Source organism: Paenibacillus donghaensis (genome assembly GCF_002192415.1).
GTDB lineage: Bacteria > Bacillota > Bacilli > Paenibacillales > Paenibacillaceae > Paenibacillus_AQ > Paenibacillus_AQ donghaensis.
The window spans coordinates 7,958,050-7,977,192 of the sequence record NZ_CP021780.1; the positions used below are offsets into that span (position 1 = coordinate 7,958,050).

18 protein-coding genes and 1 pseudogene are annotated in these 19,143 nt (G+C 44.5%); 12 read left to right on the plus strand and 7 right to left on the minus strand.

Annotation, left to right across the window (positions count from 1 at the left end; all coding sequences use genetic code 11):
• Positions 1-376: 376 nt before the first annotated feature.
• The 5 genes from B9T62_RS36085 to B9T62_RS36105 are packed head-to-tail and all read left to right on the plus strand — an operon-like array spanning position 377 to position 8,059.
• Positions 377-952, plus strand: a complete 576-nt coding sequence (locus B9T62_RS36085) for a restriction endonuclease subunit S domain-containing protein (protein ID WP_087919658.1) — start codon at positions 377-379, stop codon at positions 950-952.
• Positions 949-4,158: a type I restriction endonuclease subunit R gene (locus B9T62_RS36090; protein WP_087919659.1), complete on the plus strand. Its 3,210-nt coding sequence runs from the start codon at positions 949-951 to the stop codon at positions 4,156-4,158. The genes B9T62_RS36085 and B9T62_RS36090 overlap by 4 nt, the downstream gene beginning before the upstream one ends.
• 44 nt (positions 4,159-4,202) lie before the next feature.
• Entirely contained in the window at positions 4,203-5,201 is a 999-nt protein-coding gene (rhuM, locus tag B9T62_RS36095; RefSeq protein ID WP_087919660.1) for a RhuM family protein, read from the plus strand.
• Entirely contained in the window at positions 5,201-6,448 is a 1,248-nt protein-coding gene (locus B9T62_RS39780) for a restriction endonuclease subunit S (protein WP_157794146.1), read from the plus strand. Before rhuM ends, B9T62_RS39780 begins: the two co-directional genes overlap by 1 nt.
• A 12-nt stretch (positions 6,449-6,460) precedes the next feature.
• Complete coding sequence (locus B9T62_RS36105; RefSeq protein WP_087919661.1) at positions 6,461-8,059, plus strand: type I restriction-modification system subunit M; 1,599 nt, start codon at positions 6,461-6,463, stop codon at positions 8,057-8,059.
• A 447-nt stretch (positions 8,060-8,506) separates the two neighbouring features.
• Here B9T62_RS36105 and B9T62_RS36110 read toward each other — a convergent pair whose 3' ends face one another.
• Genes B9T62_RS36110 through B9T62_RS36115 form a run of 3 tightly spaced genes read right to left on the minus strand, consistent with a single transcriptional unit; the run spans position 8,507 to position 10,222 of the window.
• A complete protein-coding gene (locus B9T62_RS36110) occupies positions 8,507-9,232 on the minus strand; it encodes a hypothetical protein (protein ID WP_087919662.1) in 726 nt (241 codons plus the stop codon).
• On the minus strand, positions 9,133-9,492 hold the full coding sequence (locus B9T62_RS40115) for a hypothetical protein (protein ID WP_169834489.1): 360 nt from the start codon (positions 9,490-9,492) through the stop codon (positions 9,133-9,135). The genes B9T62_RS36110 and B9T62_RS40115 overlap by 100 nt, the downstream gene beginning before the upstream one ends.
• Positions 9,470-10,222: a helix-turn-helix domain-containing protein gene (locus B9T62_RS36115; RefSeq protein WP_157794147.1), complete on the minus strand. Its 753-nt coding sequence runs from the start codon at positions 10,220-10,222 to the stop codon at positions 9,470-9,472. The genes B9T62_RS40115 and B9T62_RS36115 overlap by 23 nt, the downstream gene beginning before the upstream one ends.
• A 33-nt stretch (positions 10,223-10,255) precedes the next feature.
• Between B9T62_RS36115 and B9T62_RS36120 the strand changes: the two genes are divergently transcribed.
• Together B9T62_RS36120 and B9T62_RS36125 are read left to right on the plus strand one after the other, a co-directional pair.
• On the plus strand, positions 10,256-10,546 hold the full coding sequence (locus tag B9T62_RS36120; RefSeq protein ID WP_245864226.1) for an SPASM domain-containing protein: 291 nt from the start codon (positions 10,256-10,258) through the stop codon (positions 10,544-10,546).
• On the plus strand, positions 10,543-11,571 hold the full coding sequence (locus B9T62_RS36125) for a Gfo/Idh/MocA family protein (protein ID WP_169834490.1): 1,029 nt from the start codon (positions 10,543-10,545) through the stop codon (positions 11,569-11,571). Before B9T62_RS36120 ends, B9T62_RS36125 begins: the two co-directional genes overlap by 4 nt.
• A gap of 51 nt (positions 11,572-11,622) precedes the next feature.
• Here the strand turns inward: B9T62_RS36125 and B9T62_RS36130 are convergent, their stop codons facing one another.
• From B9T62_RS36130 to B9T62_RS41085, 4 genes and pseudogenes are all read right to left on the minus strand, one after another.
• Positions 11,623-12,411 (minus strand): nucleotidyltransferase domain-containing protein, encoded by a 789-nt coding sequence (locus B9T62_RS36130; protein ID WP_157794148.1) that lies wholly within the window; start codon positions 12,409-12,411, stop codon positions 11,623-11,625.
• Positions 12,412-12,491: 80 nt separating this feature from the next.
• Positions 12,492-13,031 carry a cellulose binding domain-containing protein gene (locus B9T62_RS41550; protein ID WP_342746204.1) on the minus strand — a complete coding sequence of 180 codons (540 nt, stop codon included), beginning with the start codon at positions 13,029-13,031 and terminating at the stop codon, positions 12,492-12,494.
• A gap of 120 nt (positions 13,032-13,151) precedes the next feature.
• Positions 13,152-13,637 (minus strand): annotated as a pseudogene (locus B9T62_RS41555) (glycoside hydrolase family 5 protein); the annotation flags it as partial.
• A 7-nt stretch (positions 13,638-13,644) separates the two neighbouring features.
• Positions 13,645-14,160: a cellulase family glycosylhydrolase gene (locus B9T62_RS41085; protein ID WP_245864229.1), complete on the minus strand. Its 516-nt coding sequence runs from the start codon at positions 14,158-14,160 to the stop codon at positions 13,645-13,647.
• A 317-nt stretch (positions 14,161-14,477) separates the two neighbouring features.
• On the opposite strand from B9T62_RS41085, the gene B9T62_RS36140 reads away from it, so the two are divergent.
• The 5 genes from B9T62_RS36140 to B9T62_RS36160 all read left to right on the plus strand — a co-directional run bounded on the left by B9T62_RS36140 (position 14,478) and on the right by B9T62_RS36160 (position 19,128).
• On the plus strand, positions 14,478-15,437 hold the full coding sequence (locus tag B9T62_RS36140; protein ID WP_087919666.1) for a tRNA dihydrouridine synthase: 960 nt from the start codon (positions 14,478-14,480) through the stop codon (positions 15,435-15,437).
• Between the two features lie 148 nt (positions 15,438-15,585).
• Complete coding sequence (locus B9T62_RS36145; protein ID WP_087919667.1) at positions 15,586-15,963, plus strand: hypothetical protein; 378 nt, start codon at positions 15,586-15,588, stop codon at positions 15,961-15,963.
• Between the two features lie 34 nt (positions 15,964-15,997).
• A complete protein-coding gene (locus B9T62_RS36150; RefSeq protein WP_087919668.1) occupies positions 15,998-17,371 on the plus strand; it encodes a YecA family protein in 1,374 nt (457 codons plus the stop codon).
• A 177-nt stretch (positions 17,372-17,548) separates the two neighbouring features.
• A complete protein-coding gene (locus B9T62_RS36155; RefSeq protein ID WP_087919669.1) occupies positions 17,549-18,118 on the plus strand; it encodes an SF0329 family protein in 570 nt (189 codons plus the stop codon).
• Between the two features lie 47 nt (positions 18,119-18,165).
• Complete coding sequence (locus B9T62_RS36160; protein WP_087919670.1) at positions 18,166-19,128, plus strand: helix-turn-helix transcriptional regulator; 963 nt, start codon at positions 18,166-18,168, stop codon at positions 19,126-19,128.
• Positions 19,129-19,143 lie beyond the last annotated feature (15 nt).

The window sequence follows — 19,143 nt, forward strand, 5'->3', positions numbered from 1 at the left end:
TAAAAGTCTAGGGGCACATCATATAAGGATTGTTCACACTGAGCACTCGACACATGTGGAGTCGGTGGCGCTTCTTGCCCGAAAAAAACCAAATATACAAAACAACCGAGAAAATATTTGACACCAGAAAAGGTAGATGGAATCAAAGTTGCTTCAAAGCATTTTCGAATAATTTAATACTGGCTACGAAAATAAAAAGTTGTTTGCTCTTAAACAGTGCAGGCAACTTTTTTTGTACAAAATTTAATACCGCTTTCTTATCTTGAATTGTAATTTTTTTAAATTAAAAAAATAATCTTGATTTTTCGCAGTCTATTTGATAAACTGTGAATATAAAGCGGTTTGAAAATTAAATTTAAGAAAGGCACAAATTCATATGAAGAGGTTGGATGATATAGTTGAGTTCGTAAGTGGCTCGTCGCAATTCAGAATTAAAGAAGTGTCTGATGATAAAGCACCACTTTATACCTATTATGGACAATCAGAAATTGAAGATGATTTGCTAGGAATTGATTCTAATGGTAGGGACAGCAAAAAAGTGCGAACTTTTGATCGAGTGAATACACTATGTCAAGGTGATCTTGTCTTTAGTTTGATATCGGGAGAATCTACTATAGTTAGTGCAAATCATCACGGATATCTATACACGCAAAACTACGTTAAGTTAGTAACAAATGAAAAGGTGGATTCAAAATATCTTGTTTACTTACTTAATGAAGATAAATTCATTAAAAAACAGCTTCAAATGGGATTACAGGGGTCACAAGTTCTAAAATACACGTTGAAACAAGTGAAAGAACTTGAATTTCTTGAATTGCCAAAAATGGAAATTCAACTCATTACCGGTGAACTTTATTTCAGCCAATTACGGTTGGAAGCGTTAAAAAAAAGAGTTTCAAATTTGGAAACTGCTATAGTACTAGAAAAACTTAGGGAGGCAAGCAATAAATGACCGAGAATCAATTTGAAACCGATTTAATTCAATACCTTACAAGTGGCACAATTACAAAATCAGAACATCATGAAGGGATAAGCAACTTTGTTGTCAACGAATCAAATATGGATTACATAGTGAAAACCAAACATTGGAAATATGGATCAACTATTAAAACGACAGATCAACTCTGGGGTAACTTCAAGGCGATCCTGGAACAACACAATCAAAATACACTTGAACATCCTTTAAGCGTTGTGGAATTTAATCAGGTTAAGAAAATAATCTCTGATATTCAGACACCTTATGAAGCGGGGCAGTTCTTGTATGGCTTAAATGGAGTGTCGCAAATCGAGATTGATTTAGACGATGGACGCCATGTATTTCTTACCGTTTTTGATCAAAAACAAATAGGGGCAGGGGATACTGTTTATCAAGTAGTCAATCAAATTGAACGACCAGCAATTATCGCAGGAAAACTAAATCGCTGTTTTGACACGACTTTACTGATTAATGGTCTGCCGATCATTCAAATCGAGGAAAAGCGTGATACTCGTGATGTCAATGAAGCGCTCAATCAAATGCATCAATATATTGATGAAAATCAATATCGGGATATTTTCTCAACTTTGCAAATTTTGGTGGCTATAACACCAAATAATGTGAAGTATATGGCTAATACTACGCCAGATAAATTTAATAAGGACTTCGCTTTCAACTGGCAGCGCAAGAGTGACAATACCATCGTTCGCAACTGGAAAGAATTCGCAGACTCTATGCTTTCTATTCCAATGGCACATCAAATGGCTACCAACTACATGATCTTAGATGGCACAAAAAACAAACAAATGTTGAAAGTGATGCGTCCGTATCAAGTATATGCGACCCAGAATGTGATTGAGGGCTTGAAACGTTCAGATTTTGAGCTCGGCACCCATAAAATCGGCTATATCTGGCACACAACTGGAGCGGGTAAAACGATCACAAGCTTCAAAACAGCATGGCTGGCAAGCCGTATGCCGAAGGTGGACAAGGTTGTCTTTGTTGTGGATCGAATTGCTTTAACCAAGCAAACCAATGAAAATTACAAAGCTTATGATCCTGATGCGACCGAAGACACATTGGGCAGCGTTCAAAACACAGACAATACGACTGATTTGAGTCGTAAGCTTAAAAGTAAAGACAACAGCATTGTTGTAACTTCTGTTCAAAAACTGGACACGTTGGTGAAACGCAAAACTTTTAAAGCTCCAGATAAAAATATCGTATTTATCGTGGACGAAGCCCATCGTTCAACAGGCGGTGACTCATTCAGGAATATCCAAAAAGCTTTTAAAAAATCCGCTTGGGTGGGTTATACGGGAACGCCGATGTTTGATGAAACGACCACCGGTCTTCGAACAGAAGATATTTTTGGTCCGCTCTTACACGCTTATACCATTCGGGAAGCCATTGCTGACCGCAATGTTTTAGGGTTCAAAGTTGATTTCGAGACCACCATTAACGAAAAACAAATGAAAGAACAATATCTTCCTGCGTTCTACCGTGAACGTTATCCCAAATGGATGGAAGAACGAATTCAGGAGAAAATCAATAATCTCTCCCAAGAAGATATGGATGATGCTGTTGAACCCAGTTTCTACGACGAAAACCCGGATCACGTCAAATTAGTAGTCGAGGACATTTTTAAAAATTGGCGTAATCGTTCGAATGAAGGAAAGTATAATGCTTTGTTTACAACTCACGTGGGCGGCGGTAAAGCAAGTACGCCAATGGCGATGATGTATTTTAATGAGTTTCAACGTATCAACGAAGAAAATAAAAAGAATGGCGGACAAACCTTAAAAGTTGCTGTGACATTTAGTCAAAATACTTCAAATAACGATGGTATGCTTGCCGCCAATCAAGGTCTGCACTATGCGATTACCGCTTATAATGCCGAATTTAGTACATCCTTTGGGATGGACGATGTTTCCGGCTATACGCAAGACGTGGCTTCACGCTTGAATAAATCCGCCTCAGACCGAAATTTTCTTGATCTCGTTATTGTGGTTGACCAATTATTGACGGGTTTTGACGCACCTGAACTTAACACGCTTTATGTGGATCGCACCTTAAAAGGAGCCGGATTAATTCAAGCTTATTCCAGAACGAACCGGATTTCGGATATGCAAGAAAAACCGTGGGGACGTGTAGTGAATTATCGCTGGCCTGCTCAAAATGAGAAGTTGATGAATAAAGCGCTCGCTGTTTACGCCAATAAAGACTCAGCCATATTGCCGGAAGACAAACAACGTGAATCCAATCAGGAAGACGGGATCATTGCCAAGCCCTTTGAAGATGTATTTAGCGAAGTGAAAGAAGTGGTTGGCAAGCTGGGTAACTTAACGTCTAATTTTCAACAGTTGCCTCCATCTGAAAAGAAAAAGGACGAGATGCTTGATTTGCTTCGTGAGTATAACAGAGGAATGGCAAAATTAAAGCAGTATGATCCCGATGAAGTTGAGGGTGAAAACGTCGGATTTAACTATGATGATCCGGAGGAGTTATTAGAGAAGCTAGGGATGACTTCAGAGCAAGAAGTTATGTTGACAACAGTGTTAACCAATGAACTCAAGTCGCATATTGCGAAAGAGAAGAAAATCCCTGTATATCAAATCGAACTGCGGATGACACATGTGAAAGATGTTAAAGTGGATTATGATTATCTGACTGAACTCGTGGAAAAATTATTAAACCAAGTTCATGAAGGTAAAGATCGAGAAGCCAAAGAGACGCAAGAAAAAATCAACCAGTTTGCTAATGGGTTGGATGATCGTCACTATGCGACTAAGATTATGAATGCGGCTACTGCTATTATTGAAGGACACTTCCCGCCTGCTGGTTCTGATTTCAAGTATCCTGTGAAACTAGAGGACAGTGAGTTGGTTATCCAGCAAGCGAACAATATTAGTCTGGATCGCATGTTTCTTGACTTTCGGGTGAAGTGGGGAATCGCGGATATTATCACAAGCGCCCAAATGCGAGAATTGTTTAGCCGCCATCGCTACGGCTTGCAAGACCTGGATGATACGGGCCAAATCCGTGACATTATCGCTCAAGCCAGTTCTAACTATGCGCTACTCTCTCATGACGAAAAAGTACAGTCATTAACTAAGATGAAATATCGAAACGGGTTGCGCGACGCGATTTACAAACTGGCAGATGAACTGGTAAAAAGTTAATAAATTCGAAACTGTTCAATAAGACGGGGAGATGGGAGATCGGGATGAAAGAAATACAATTTTTGATGTATGATGCCGATGAGAAAGTGGAAGTTCTTGTTCAAGACGAAACAATTTGGGCAACCCAAAAAACTATCGCAGAGTTGTTTGATGTTGATAGAACGTCAATCTCTCGTCATTTGAAAAATATTTTTGAGATAGGTGAGCTCGATGAAAAAGTGGTTATTGCAGAAATTGCACATACCACTCAACACGGGGCAATAGAAGGAAAAACACAAACGAAACCAGTGAAATATTACAACTTGGATGCTGTTATCTCAGTTGGCTATCGTGTAAATTCGCAAAAGGCAACAAAGTTCCGGATCTGGGCAACGGATGTTTTAAAAGACTATATCCAAAAAGGTTTTAAAATTAATGTTGAACGTATGAAACAAGGCGAGAATGTTTTTGGCAAGGATTACTTTCGCGAGTTGATTGAAACTGTTCGTTCCATTCGAGCAAGTGAACGACGGATATGGCAACAAATATCCGATGTATTTGCGGAAATTTCATACGACTATGACAGAAACGCAGACGTTACGAAGAAGTTTTATGCGACCGTTCAAAACAAGTTTCATTATGCGATCACAGGCAAAACGGCTGCTGAAATTGTTTATGACAGTGCCGATAAAGACAAGGAACATATGGGGCTTACTTCTTGGAAGAACTCGCCCGATGGCCGAATCTTGCAATCCGACGTATCCATTGCAAAGAATTATTTATTGGAAAAAGAAATTCGCAGTCTGGAGCGTAACGTATCCGCTTATTTTGACTATGTTGAGCGTCTGCTCGAAGATGAGGTTTTATTGGGAATGCAGGACTTCGCGAAAAGCATTGATGAATTCTTAACATTCAACCGCTATGAAATTCTGGATGGAAATGGGCGCATTTCACAAAGTAAGGCTAAGGAAAAGGCGATCGGTGAGTATAAAGAATTCAACAAACATCAAAAAATAGTGTCTGATTTTGATCGAGTAATCAAGACCATACAGGGAGAGCAGTAATGAGCAGACACAAAGAAAATGTACCTAAATTAAGATTTCCTGGATTCACTGACGCTTGGGAACAGCGTGAGTTGGGTGATCTCGCAGAATTTTCAAAAGGAAGCGGTTATACGAAGAATGATTTAAGCGAAACCGGTTCGCCAATCGTTTTATATGGTCGTCTTTATACTAAATACGAAACAGTGATTAATGATGTTGATACATTTGTAGAAATGAAAGATAAATCTGTAATAAGTGAAGGAAACGAAGTTGTTGTTCCTGCATCCGGGGAAACGGCAGAAGATATCTCAAGAGCTTCAGTGATTGGAAAGCCAGGAGTAATACTAGGTGGAGACCTAAATGTTATTAAACCTAACGAGCAAATTGATCCTGTTTTTTTAGCTTTAGCAATTTCAAATGGAGCACCAAATAGAGATATGGTAAAACGAGCTCAAGGCAAATCTGTAGTTCATTTGCACAATTCAGATTTAAAAAAAATAAACTTGGTTTTTCCTCAAATCGAAGAGCAAAGAAATATATTGGAATTTAACTTGCAACTCGAACACCTCATCACCCTTCATCAGAGTAAGTTAAATAAATTGAAAAACTTAAAGGCTGGGTTGCTCCAAAAAATTTTACCGGAAAATGGCGAAGATTTTCCAGAAGTTCGTTTCCCTGGATTCACGCGTGCATGGGAACAGCGTAAGCTGGGTGATGTAATAGCTGAAGCTTATCAAGGAATTAACACAGCAAGTGACAAAGTCGAGTATTCTAATGACGGAGTTGAAATATTACAATCAAAACACATAACAAGCGGTCAAATATCTTTCGACGATATTCGTTATTTAGATAAAGAAAAATATCCAAATTATTTTCCGAAATATGTTCCCAAAATAGATGATATATTATTCGCAAACATTGGAACTATAGGTCCAAGCGTTGTTGTGAAAACTAAAAAAGAGTTTTTAGTTGCTTGGAATATTTTGAAACTTACTTTGAATAAAAATGTAAGTTCTATGTTTATTCAAACATCACTACATAAACTTAATAATAAAGGGCATTTTGAATCTGTAACAACAGGTAATGCAACGAAATTCGTGAATAAAGATGAGATGTTAAGAACACCTATATCACTTCCAAGTGTAGAGGAACAAACTAAAATCGGCACCCTTTTCAACCAACTCGACCAACTCATCACTCTTCATCAGCGTAAGCTACATCACTTGCAAGAACAAAAGAAAGCACTACTAAAACAAATGTTTATCTAGGAGGAAAATAAAATGGGTAATAACCTGCAAACCATCCCAACCAAACTGTGGGCGATGGCAAACGAGCTTCGCGGAGGCATGGATGCCGGAGAATACAAGAACTACATCTTAGCCTTTATGTTTTATCGTTATCTTTCAGAACATCAAGAACTGTATTTAGTTGAAAATAATGTTCTTGATGTTGCCGAGGGTGAATCGATCAATAAAGCCTATTTAGAACAAGCGAATGGCGACGATTTGAAAGATTACTTAGAAGATATTTCTTCAAGTCTAGGCTATGCTATTGCACCACTTGATACTTGGGAATCTTTAGTTCAAAAGATCGATAATAGCATGGTGATTCCAAGCGATTATCAAACTATTTTTGATAACTTTAATCGCAACGCTGAATTAAACCAAGAAGCTGCGAAAGATTTCCGTGGTGTATTTAACGACGTCAATCTTGGAGACTCGCGCCTGGGTTCCTCCACCAATGAACGTGCAAAATCACTGAACCGAATTGTAAAGCTTGTTCACGACATTGATTACAAAGGTGAAGATAACAAAGATATTCTTGGCGCAATCTATGAATACCTGATCGGTCAATTTGCAGCAAGTGCAGGTAAAAAAGGTGGAGAGTTCTACACGCCTCATGAAGTTTCTAAAGTTTTGGCTAAAATCGTAACGGATGGTGTAGAAGAATCGGAGCACACTTATTCAGTATATGATCCGACTTGTGGATCTGGATCATTGCTGTTAACGGTACAAGGCGAGCTGCCTGGTGGAGATAAACCCGGGGCGATTAAATTTTTCGGTCAAGAAAAGAATACGACAACCTACAACTTGGCTCGTATGAATCTGATGATGCATGGTGTTTCGTTTAATAACATGACTCTGTCTAATGCTAATACACTGGAAAGCGATTGGCCTGATGGACCGGATGCAAAAGGAAATGACCATCCACGCTCATTTGATGCCGTCGTCGCGAATCCTCCATATTCTGCTCATTGGGATAATAGCGAAACGAAACTCAAAGATCCGCGCTTTAAAGAATTTGGTAAACTCGCTCCCAGAACTAAAGCAGATTATGCATTCATTTTACACAGTTTGTATCATCTGAATGATACGGGAACGATGGGGATTGTATTACCGCATGGTGTTTTGTTCCGCGGTGCAGCAGAAGGTGTGATTCGCCAAACGATCATTGAGAAAAATTATCTTGATACAGTCATAGGTTTGCCTGCCAACTTGTTCTACGGCGTATCTATCCCAACTATAATCTTAGTACTTAAGAAAAATCGTAAAGCAAAAGACATCTTGTTTATCGATGCAAGCAATGAATTTGAAAAAGGTAAGAATCAAAATAAACTTACCGGTAAAAATATTAATAAAATTATCGAAACTTACCGAAATCGTGTAGATATTGATAAATATGCTCATGTGGCATCACTTGAAGAAATTAAAGAAAACGAGTTTAACTTAAATATTCCTCGCTACGTGGATACGTCTCAAGAAGAACAAACCATTGACCTTGCCGAAGTGAATAAGCTATTAGAGCAAGATAAACAAGAAATCGCTGAGCTTGAAGCTAAGATTAATGAACAGTTGAGAATCTTAGGCATTAATATGTAAGAATTGACGAAAAAGGGTCAAGGATATTATTTCTTGACTCTTTTTAGGCTTTCGCTTGGGAACAGAGTGAACTTGGTGGAATCTCCGATATTCGTCCTGGCCCTTTCGGAAGTACGCTTCACTCAAAAGATTATGTTTAGGAAGGTACGCCAATCATAATAACAGAACACTTCAAACCGGCGACCTCCCTGAACCCAAAAATGGTATCCCACAAGTATCCGATGAAGACCTCGGTAGATTGCAGAGTTATGTTTTGAAGACAGATGATATTGTTTTTTTTGTGAGTAGGTTCAGTTGATATAAATGCTTTAAGAAGACCACGGGCAACTCCAAACCCTTGTGCGTCTTCTTTTTTTGTGGCCATTTACGTGAATTTGAAGGCATCGGGTTGCCGAAGATCTAGGACTGTGATGGAGTGAAATCGGCTGGATACAGTTGTTGACGAACTTACTGGGCCCATCCAGCCTGCATCGTCAATTGAACCAATTCCTCTAGAAGCTGCTCTTCCAGACTGATGATTTCACACATTTTTCTGTGAATCTTCACCCGCCCGGCCGGCTTATTGCCGGAACACATCACCTTGATCATGAATTGATTAATCAGATCCCACTGCTCGCCTGCATGCCGGTAGCCCTCGGCGGCCCGGGAGAGTGCGGGTACATGGGCTTCGCGATTAAGCAGCTGCAGGAACAGGCTGAACCGAATCCGGCTGATGGGCAGGGCGTTGGCATACAGCTTGAAGCGAGAACTGGATTCGGCAGAATTATCAGCGGCGATTCCTGTATGCAGATAGGTTTCGGCATAGGATCTGAGGTTAGCAGCAACCTCGCCCGGCTGAACCAGATTGGAAGGGCTCGTCAGCATTCCTTGAAGCGTAGTCTGCCAATCAGTGTATGAACGCGAAGCATCACAAAGATCAAATAAGGCATAGAAATGGCAGGCTTGCTCGAGGACATCGAAGTCCACAGCTTCAAGCGCTTTGCCATAGTAGGCATCCGTTAGATAAATGATGTTGCCGGGCCGGTCCAGTCCAACGGCGAGACAGGCATGACTGGTATGCAGCCTGCGGAAGGCTACACACCAGGGGCAGTCATATGAATCGAATCCGACCAGAACCGGCATTCCCGAAGACAGCCGGCTCTCCAGGCGGTCCAGCATAAAGTTCTTATCCATAGCCGGTTCTTTCCGTCGATATAACTGAACATAAGGCCATGGTACGCAGACAGGGATTCTGTACTGATCCGTGGCAGCATTAACCGCTCAATCAACGGCTGATCCGGGGACGGCTGTTCTTCAAAGGACATCTGCCAGGCATTGCCGTACATGCACTTGCTGTCCTTGTCTTGCCACTGCGCAACAGACTGGATACAGTCATCAATACAACTGCGTAGAGTAGGGTAAGGCGTACTCTTAATGGGAGCAATGTTCAGCACTGCTCATCATCTCCTTCGCCGACAAAAAGTGACTCTGCAACCGGTTTCGGTAAGAAGCAGGAGTCATACCGCTATATTCACGGAATAGCCGGTAGAAATATTTCATGTCGTAAATTCCGACCTCCAGGGCAATGGACTGTATCCCAAGCTCCGTGAACATCAGCAGAAGGCAGCTGTATTTCATGCGGATTTCCTGGAGCATCTGGAGATAGGACTTGCCGGTCTTTATTTTGAATAATCTCTGAAACTGGCGGGAGCTCACCGCAATCTGCCGGCTCATCTCCTTCAGCGTGATTTTCTCTCTGAAATTACTGATCATATACAGGATGACGTCATGCAGCGGATCATAGTCCATCCCGGACTGCTGAGCGAAAGGAATGGCGGCTGCGGGCATAATGAGATTCGCCAGTTCGAACAGCAACGGGTATAGCTGCTGTTGATCCCTAAGTGAGCCACAGCTCTGCATCTCATGCATACGGCGGAGCAATAAGGCCAGCTCCACGTTTTTCTCCCTATACCCGAACCATTGCTTCACCTCCAGAAGCTTCAGGAGCGGCAACATCTCCTCTTCAGAGAAGGGTCCCGGCAGCTCTCTGAGAATCCTGCCAAGCTCAGGCCTGAGCATACAATTGAAGATGAGGAGCGGCTCTGTACCGGTCATATCCTGAGGGTGAAAGACATGGGAAACCCCAGGCGGTATAACTAACAAATCCCCCTGCATAACCTGCATTTTATTCGCACCTGCCAGATGGCTTCCTTCCCCTTGAACCAAATCGAAGATTTTGTGGCCGGCAAGCCGATGGCCTCCCGCAGTACGTCGAAATGTCTGGCGCTCAGTACCCGGGTGGATATTGCTCCGAACGGCATGGTGAGTGCCTGCAAATTTTTCGGCGAGCTGGCCATTGGCAATGTGAAAGAGCAATCGCTGACGGAAATATGGAATTCAGCCCGCTACGACAGACTGCGGCGGATTCTGGATGAAGGCTTGTCGCCGGCCTGTTCCAAATGCAATGTGCTGTACTTGAATACCTATGCTGCCCTGACACATGTATGAAGAACGGGTGTGATCAACCTGTCTATAAGCTCGGTATCCTGGGTGCCTCGAACATTGCTGTACCAGCCATGCTGGAGCCTGCACGGGTTGTGGAGAAGGTTCGGATAACCACAATCGCCAACCGGACATTGGAAAAGGCAGCGAAAATGGCGGAAGCTTACCAGATTCCTTATGTGGCGGGCAGTCTGGAGGAACTGCTGGAGTTAAATGATCTGGATGGGGTATATATTGCACTCAGCAATGAGCTTCATACAGAATGGGCAGTCCGGGCATTGAAGGCGGGGAAGCATGTATTGGTAGAAAAGCCGATGTGCCTACATCCCGAAGAAGCTGAACGGTTACGGCTGGTAAAAGAAAAATCCGCCGCCCTGAAGCTCGCCGAAGGTCTGATGATTGCCTTCCACCCTTGGCAGCAGGCACTCAAATCCATTGTCGACTCCGGGCAATTCGGCCCGCTCTATAAGATCAGTACAAGAATATCCGTACCTGCCAAGGACAGACATGCCGGGAATTACCGCAGTGTCAAGGCTAAGGGGGGAGGCGCTTTTGCCGATCTGGGCTGCTATTGGCTGCAGTTCCTGCAGACCCTTGCCGGTCTTCAGCCCAGTGAGATCAGGGCGCAGTCGGCTTTTGACGGGCCGGAAGGCTGTGATTGGACCTTTCAGGCGGCGCTGCAATATAAGAACGGTCTGGAAGCTGAGTGTCTCACTTCCTTTGAGCTGCCTTTCCGGGCTTCGCATACCCTGTATTTCGAGCATACAGTGCTGACGGTCCCGGATTTCTTCCGGCCAGTCAAAGGGTTCTACAAAATCAAAATACGGCATGATCTTCCGGATAACCGCAGCACCCTGTGTGAATTTGCCGATGAACTACTATGTCAGCCAGTTGAATGCTTTCGCAGAAATGATGAGCGGGCAAAGGGCAGAAAAGCTGGAAGCTACATGGGAACGGGTACACCTGCAATCCCTAATCATGGCCGAGGCGCAGCAGCGCTTGGGTCTATCTATGAAGCAACCCGCCCATAGCCAAAACGTCAAAACAGCGATTCCCGTATACCGGAGAATCGCTGTTTTGGATTAGCGGTCCTGCAAGGAAGGAGACTGCTCTATCCAGGAGCGCTCGTTGTTCATCACATAAATGCCCAGCGCCTGCTCGAAGGAAAGGCCATGATTATAAAAAGCCAGCACCTTCGCGGCGAAGCGCATACTCTTATCTGCGCCGGGTGACTGCAGCAGCTCTGCAGCGAGCTTACGGAAGTCCTTCGGCTTAGCTTCTGCAGCATCTACGGCATCCAGCAGCCCCTTGTGGCTTGGAAAGAGCATCCGGTTATAAGCCAGGATCATCCTCCCGCTGAAGATTACCAGGTTGCTGGCGGTGTGAGCGAGCACGTAGGCGTCGTTCTTCCGGGCCGCTTCTTTGGCGAAATAAAAAGCGTACAGGAAGATATGGGCGCAAAAGTCCCGCAGATTGCGATCCCGGCTTTCTTCAGGGTAGACGGGAATTCGGGCTACCAGTTCGTTCAGCTCCGGGATTCTGGAGAATACAACGTCCGAACCGGTAAAAGCATACCTCGTCGGCTCGTTGCCCCGCTTGGCGGCAAGCTCCAAAAACCGGAGATTGATCACTTTGATATCGGCGTATCCCCCTTCATAGGTGCTGACTTCCCGGTCCAAGTAGGACAGCATATGGTCCCGGTCATATTCTGCATAGGCTTCATCGGTTAATACCAGGTGAACATCCACATCCGAGGTCTCCTTGGCGGTTCCTTGGGCTACCGAACCGCTGGTGATTACCGCCAGGCAGGAAGGGTCCTTCTCAAGCTTCCCCACCAGCTTCTCCAGCGTCTGTCTATGATGCTCATACATCTCTTTCATCCTCCTTAAGGTGCTCATGCACCTTAAGCGTACCCATTGGACAGCTTGCCAGATATGGTCAATTCAGACATTTATGGTTCAATTCCGTAAATCAGCTTGCCTTGATAATAGACGGTGATGCGGTCATTCGCAGCATTGCTGGTGATGGCTGGCTGGAACGAGTAGTCATCGGCCTGGTTGTAATTCGACCAGTTATTGTTGTGAATGCGGAACTGGATGTCCCCGGTTGTGCCGGAAGCTGCGAGTGAGCCTGCACCAGCCGTAAAACCGATCTCCGCATAGGTATCGGCACCTGCAAGCGGCGTAGTCAAGGGGACGATCTCCGTCAGCAGTTTTTCTTTGCCTATGACAGCATAATCAAATTCCAGGGTCTGTGCAGCGCTTCCATCACTGGTATACCAATAACGTATCGTAAGCTCATTCAGCGGAATAGAGGTGCCGGATTCGTTCCTGAGCTGCAGGCTGGCTCTGATCGAGTTGACGGCAGTCCCCGTCTCACCGGCATGGTAGAGCAGTGTGGCTTGAGGGTCGCCCGGCCCCGGTCCTTCCCCGGGTCCGCCAGGATCACCAACAGGGATAAAGGTCACCGGCTTCATAATAGGGTCTAGCATAGCCTGCTTCGGCCCATTCCAGGATGTCCAGTCATCCAGCAGCAGACCTCCGGTATCTCCGCTATTCGGATTAAGACTCCAGTACGTCCAGTAGAGATTGTTCTGGCCGATGTAGCTTACGAGCGCATTCTGCCATTTCCCTTCCGCCGAGAGGGTATCTACGCTGCGCCCGCCGAATTCTCCTGCAAGAATGGGGGCAATTTGTTCCTTACTGATGTATCCCCAGGTATCATCCCACAGCTTCGGCAGATTATTGGGGAAATCGGCAGCACTGAACCAAGTCTGTGAAGCAACGCCGGGACCATAATCATGCGGGGAATAGACCACACGGTTTGGCACTGTAAGCGTGACCGGATGATTACGCACACCTGTCAGATTACCGCCTCACCAATAGCTGCTGGAGTTGCCCTGAACGTTGGTTTCGATGCCTTCGACAAGGATTAGCCAGTTCGGATTCACGGCGAGAATCGCATTGCCTGCCCGTTCACTGGCCAGCCGCCAGTCTGTGGCAAGATTACCTGTTCCCCAGCTTGCCGTACCATGCGGTTCATTATGCAGATCGGCTCCAATGACTGTAGGGTTATCTGCATATCGCTGGGCCAGCATCACCCAGTCACTGACTGATCCAGCGGGTTTCGGGATAGGCCGCAGTATACCACAGCGCCGATTGTCCACCGGAATCCGGCCGGTGTCGGTCAAGGGAAATCCGGATGCCGCGATTACCGGCTTTTTCAATCAGTTTATCCATAATCTGCACCGGCTTCAGACCGATAAGATCAGGATTTTTGGCATAATCGATACTATTGGCTGCAGAGCCTGAATCGAACATCTGGTTGCAGTAGGGCAGCCGGATCAGGTTATAGCCTTTCGTCTTGATCTGATCGAGCACATCATCCATGGAACGGGTCCACAACCCATGCGGGGAGTAATTCGCGGTTTCGAAGCCGAACCAGTTGAGTCCGTTGAATACGGCGGGATTCCCTGCGGAATCCACGATTTTATTGCCTGAGGTGTGATAGTAGCCTGCTGAACCTTGAGCCTTCACTTCATAACCCGGGTACGAATAAGCACCTGCAAGCAATACCAAAGCTACAAACCATACACCCAACTTCCGGAACCCAAACGACATCGATTTTCCTCCTCTAATTGATTTCAGTGAGGTCAGACTTTATAGCATACGATCAGGATGTTAACGTATTCTTTGAACCAGACTGAGAATATGGAGAAATGGCAACATTTATGGGAATTTTATCCTTATTAGCTGGTACAAGTTCAAATGTGATATGTGTTATAATAAAAGCCGAAATAGCGCCGGCTTAGGAATTACAGTCATGAGATAGATCGTATCCTTCGGACAGGGCGGTCTATTTCTTTTGAGGCATAAACAGGTTAGTATTACTATTCGGGATAAAGATTTGTCCTGGTATTCATAGAGAGGTTTTTGATATGACGAATAATTTTTGGCGTGATTTACCGCGACCTTTTTTTGTGCTGGCGCCCATGGAAGATGTGACGGATGTTGTTTTTCGCCATGTCGTAAGTATTGCTGCCAGACCGGATGTGTTTTTTACGGAGTTTGCGAATACAGAGAGTTATTGTCACCCGGAGGGGAACCATGCTGTGCGCGGGCGTTTGACTTATACAGAGGATGAACAGCCCATTGTAGCTCATATCTGGGGAGATAAGCCGGAATACTTCCGTCAGATGAGCATCGGTATGGCACAAGAAGGATTCAAGGGCATTGATATTAATATGGGTTGTCCTGTAACGAATGTAGCAGAGAATGGGAAGGGAAGCGGCCTGATCTGCCGTCCCGAACTCGCAGCGGAGATCATCCAGGCTGCCAAAGCCGGAGGACTGCCCGTCAGTGTCAAAACAAGGCTCGGGTTCAGTAGCTTAGATGAATGGCGCGGCTGGTTAACCCATATCCTGAAGCAAGACATTGTGAATCTGTCCATTCATTTGCGCACACGAGAAGAAATGAGTAAAGTAGATGCTCACTGGGAGCTGATTCCGGAGATTAAGAAGCTTCGGGATGAGGTGGCACCCCATACACTGCTGACCATTAACGGGGATATCCCCGACCGTCAGACTGGCCTGAGGCTCGCTGAAGAGTACGGTGTGGATGGGATTATGATCGGGCGCGGTATTTTTCATAATCCATTTGCCTTTGAGCAGGAGCCGAAGGAACATAGTAGTAGCGAATTGCTTGATCTGCTGCGGCTGCATCTGGATCTCTATGATGAATACTCAGGACAGAAACCACGTTCGTTCAGCCCCCTTACCCGTTTCTTCAAAATATATGTCCGCGGCTTCCGGGGGGCAAGTGAATTAAGAAATAACTTAATGAACACCAAGTCGACCATTGAAGTGCGTGCGCTGCTGGGTGAGTTTGGAAGCGAGTAACCCGGCTCTAAGACTGCTTAATCTACGCCTATACCGAGCTCAAGTGGGTGGATGAGGATGAATTTTTACGAAAAAACTGGAAAAGGCTTCAAGGGAGGGTGCAGCAACCTGCCCCATGCGAAGCTGATTTGGAGGGAGATTGAATCAAATGAGTATGTATCCATACTACACAATTATCAAAGAATCCAATTATGATGAGAATGCTGGCTTTCAATACTTTGCATTTCCTGGGTCACAGGATACTTATGTAGCCGTAGAACATTATTGTACCAACCCTAATTGCGAATGCACTTCACTAATACTCGAGATTAATCGGGTAATGCCAAACGGTAAAGCCCAAAAAATAGGGGATATCACACTGCGGTTTCCTGATTACAAAATCGAGATGATTGAGGCTAAGGCTCCCTATCAGGCAAAACTGAAAAGGCAGTTTAAACAAGGGATACCGGAAGTGTGGAAGTCTTATATTCTGCAGCATCGCAATCATGTGAGGGAAATCATAGGTGCAGTAAACGGTGATATTTAATGGTGATAGATTTACCTTCAGAGGAGTGTCTGACATGATAGGAAGAAATGACCCTTGTCCTTGTGGAAGTGGGAAAAAATATAAGCAATGCTGTTTACTTAAGCAGTCAGAGGATCAGACGGTGCAGGCGAAGGCGCGGCATTTTTTTGATCGTAAATTTAAATTAACCACTGACCTGTATTCCTTTCTGGCTCACAAGCAAGGCGGAGAATGGGCATTCGATCATCAAAAGTATAAACCCTTCGATTCTTCTTTAGGCAATTATAGAGAAGGGGCCGGAAACATGTGGGCGTATTTCTTTCATGTATATGATAACGGTTTGCGCGGAATAGACTGGTTTGTGAAAGAGAAGGGCCAGAGATATTCCGGGGAAGACCGGGAGATGCTTCAAAGATGGAGAGAAATGAAGATTTCCTGCTATCAGATGGTGGATCAATATGAGCAAGGTGCGGTCATTGAGGACATCTGGTCCAAAGAAAGGTATCGCATGCCGTACTGTGAAACGATGATTAAGCTTCCTCCTTGGACCGTATCTATCGGAATGATTGAGCCTTATGTACAGGATTGGTGTATCCATGGAGTGTTTATGTGGGGTCACCCTGATGTAGCATTCGAGGTAATGACCAGGGTCGAGCAGTTGCAAGAAGAACGAGCAAAGGCTTCAGAACAGGAGATGTCAACTTCGGTTATACTGGCTGCTAATTATCCTGAGATGCTTAATTTAAGCAACAGAATTAATAGTAGAAACAGAAAAACGGTTAGTAATCTGGAGGACATGAGGGAGCAAATTTTTGAAACGCACCAATATACTTGTGAGTATCCTGAGCTGCTAGAGCAAATGCTACTGGACACTCGGGATGAATATATTCTAGCGCCGGGGACAGATCCTGAAGAAGGGATAACCATAATTAGCCGGGCAGACAAGCTGGACGGGCTATTAGGCACAATACCAGCGGACCGCCGGGAACAGCTTGGCTTGAACGAAATCGAGATCTCTAAAGATTTGGCGACTATTGTGATCGATAAAAAGGGTGTAACGGTCTCCGGTTGGCAGAGCGCTGAGCTGGAAGCTACGATGGAGCTGATGGAATCGAAGCTGTCTACAGCCGTCGGCCTGACTCAGGTCAATGTGCGAAGAGAGGCTAAGCAGTTCCCCAAAAATATTTTCATGAATGGATACAATATCATGACAGACAAGAATCTCTCCGAACAAGAGGTTACTGATTACGGAAATTTACCCGTGCTACTGCAATGGGCTCGTGTTACACAAGAGCAAGCTCCCACAGAAAGCGCCGAGACGTTTGTTAGAAGAAAAGAATATGAGCATTACCTAATCAATCCGAATTATTCCAATTTAAAGCTCTTGCGTATTGCGCTAGGGTTGCTTGAGAGTCCGTTTACCGTGTGATGGAATTCGTGTGTGCGCATGAAGTGCGTGCGCTGATAATAGGGCGGAGGAACGTGAAGATTAAGCTGCCCAGTTATAATAGAAAAGACGTGAAAAGACTGAGGATAGGATGAATGGAGAGGGAGCAAACCCGGAGCCAACAAGCCTGTCCTCTGTTTGGTTATGGAGGGGAATTACATGTCCTGGAGCAAATTGAAGCAGCAACTGGAGGGATTTCTCAGTCCTGCGTTACATGGAAGGGTAGAATACCGCGCACCCGGTTACCGTTATCTGCCTGATAAATCAGGGATTTGTTATATTGCGGTAGATAAAAAGAACATACTCAATATGGGTGATAAAGCGAACGCGATCAAATGGTATCAAACAGAGCTGGACATTAAGAATGATCCAGATATCCAAATTCCTATCAGCAATGACGAAATTGAAGCGGTCAGACAAGCTGCCAAAGGGCCAGTGCCGGAGGAACGCCTAATCGTAATGGCCAGAAGCAGAAAAAGTACAGAACATGCCAAAGAGCTAATGTCAGCGCAGGCTGCATTAAGTAAATCGAATTTTATTGTGGTGGCTAATAAGTTCTTAACTACTCCTATAGAGGAGAGCCTAGAGAGCGATGATATGGTATTGAATGTTCTGGCTTTGGTGGACAGGCGAGTCGGGAAGAAGCGGATCTTGAGCATGGCGGAGAAGATGAGGTTGAAGCATCCGGTTGTGCAGTATTTTTATGAGTTGCGGCGGGGGGCGTTGTGAAGTGGATGATTTTCAGGCGGATTTCATAATAAATGAGGGTTTCTGTTATGCCAAAAAACGATAATATGCTGGCTATCTTATGGATGCTGAATTCCGGCGGGAAAATAACTGCAAAACAAATATCCGAAAAGTTAGAAATCAATATCCGCACAGTGTACCGGTATATTGATGCACTATGTGCCAGCGGAGTGCCTATAATATCCGACTCAGGTCATAATGGCGGGTATAGCCTGTTGAGTAATTTTATCAGAGCACCTCTGCTTTTTGATATTGAAGAAAAAAAGGCCCTCCTTCATTCAGCTATGTTTGCAAAAGAAGCCGGATACCCTATGAATGAGGCATTAGACAATGCGGCAGCAAAATTGAAATTGTATTCGAATCAGGAACAGAAAAATATACTTAGCCGCCATTTAGCCGGATTTGAAGTTATAAACCGCGTGGGGCCTCCTTCTGTTCAGCCGGTGCTCGCGGAATTGGAGCAGGCTGTGGCTAATGAATTCTCTGTAGAAATTGATTATCGTACAGGCCGTGAGGAGCACCCTAAGAAGAGAGTGATAGACCCGTATGGAATGGTGTACTGGAACAACAAATGGTATACGGTTGCTTTTTGCCATCTGAAGAATGAGATCCGCAGCTTCCGGGCAGACCGGATTCTAACCATCAAGCGGACGCAAATAAACTTTAAGCGTTCCGAAGCTTTTTCGGCCCGTGAATTCTTCATGCAGAATCTGCTGCCTGATCTGGCGGGCAAAGAAGGGTTAATTTCATTAATTCTAGGAGGCAGGGCAGAGGCGTTGGATGACTTATGTCTGCATTGGTTTTTGGGGCATCATCTGAAGGAGCGGACATATGGTCAGGCAATCTTTTTGCTTGAGGAACAATCCATTCAGAGGTATGTCCCTTATTTTCTCCTATCCTATGGGAGATCCATTCAAATCATTGAACCACAGAGTTTGAAGGCGAAACTTGCTGCTGTTGCGGCGGACTTAATGGAATATTATCAGATTTAATAGCTTCACTGACAG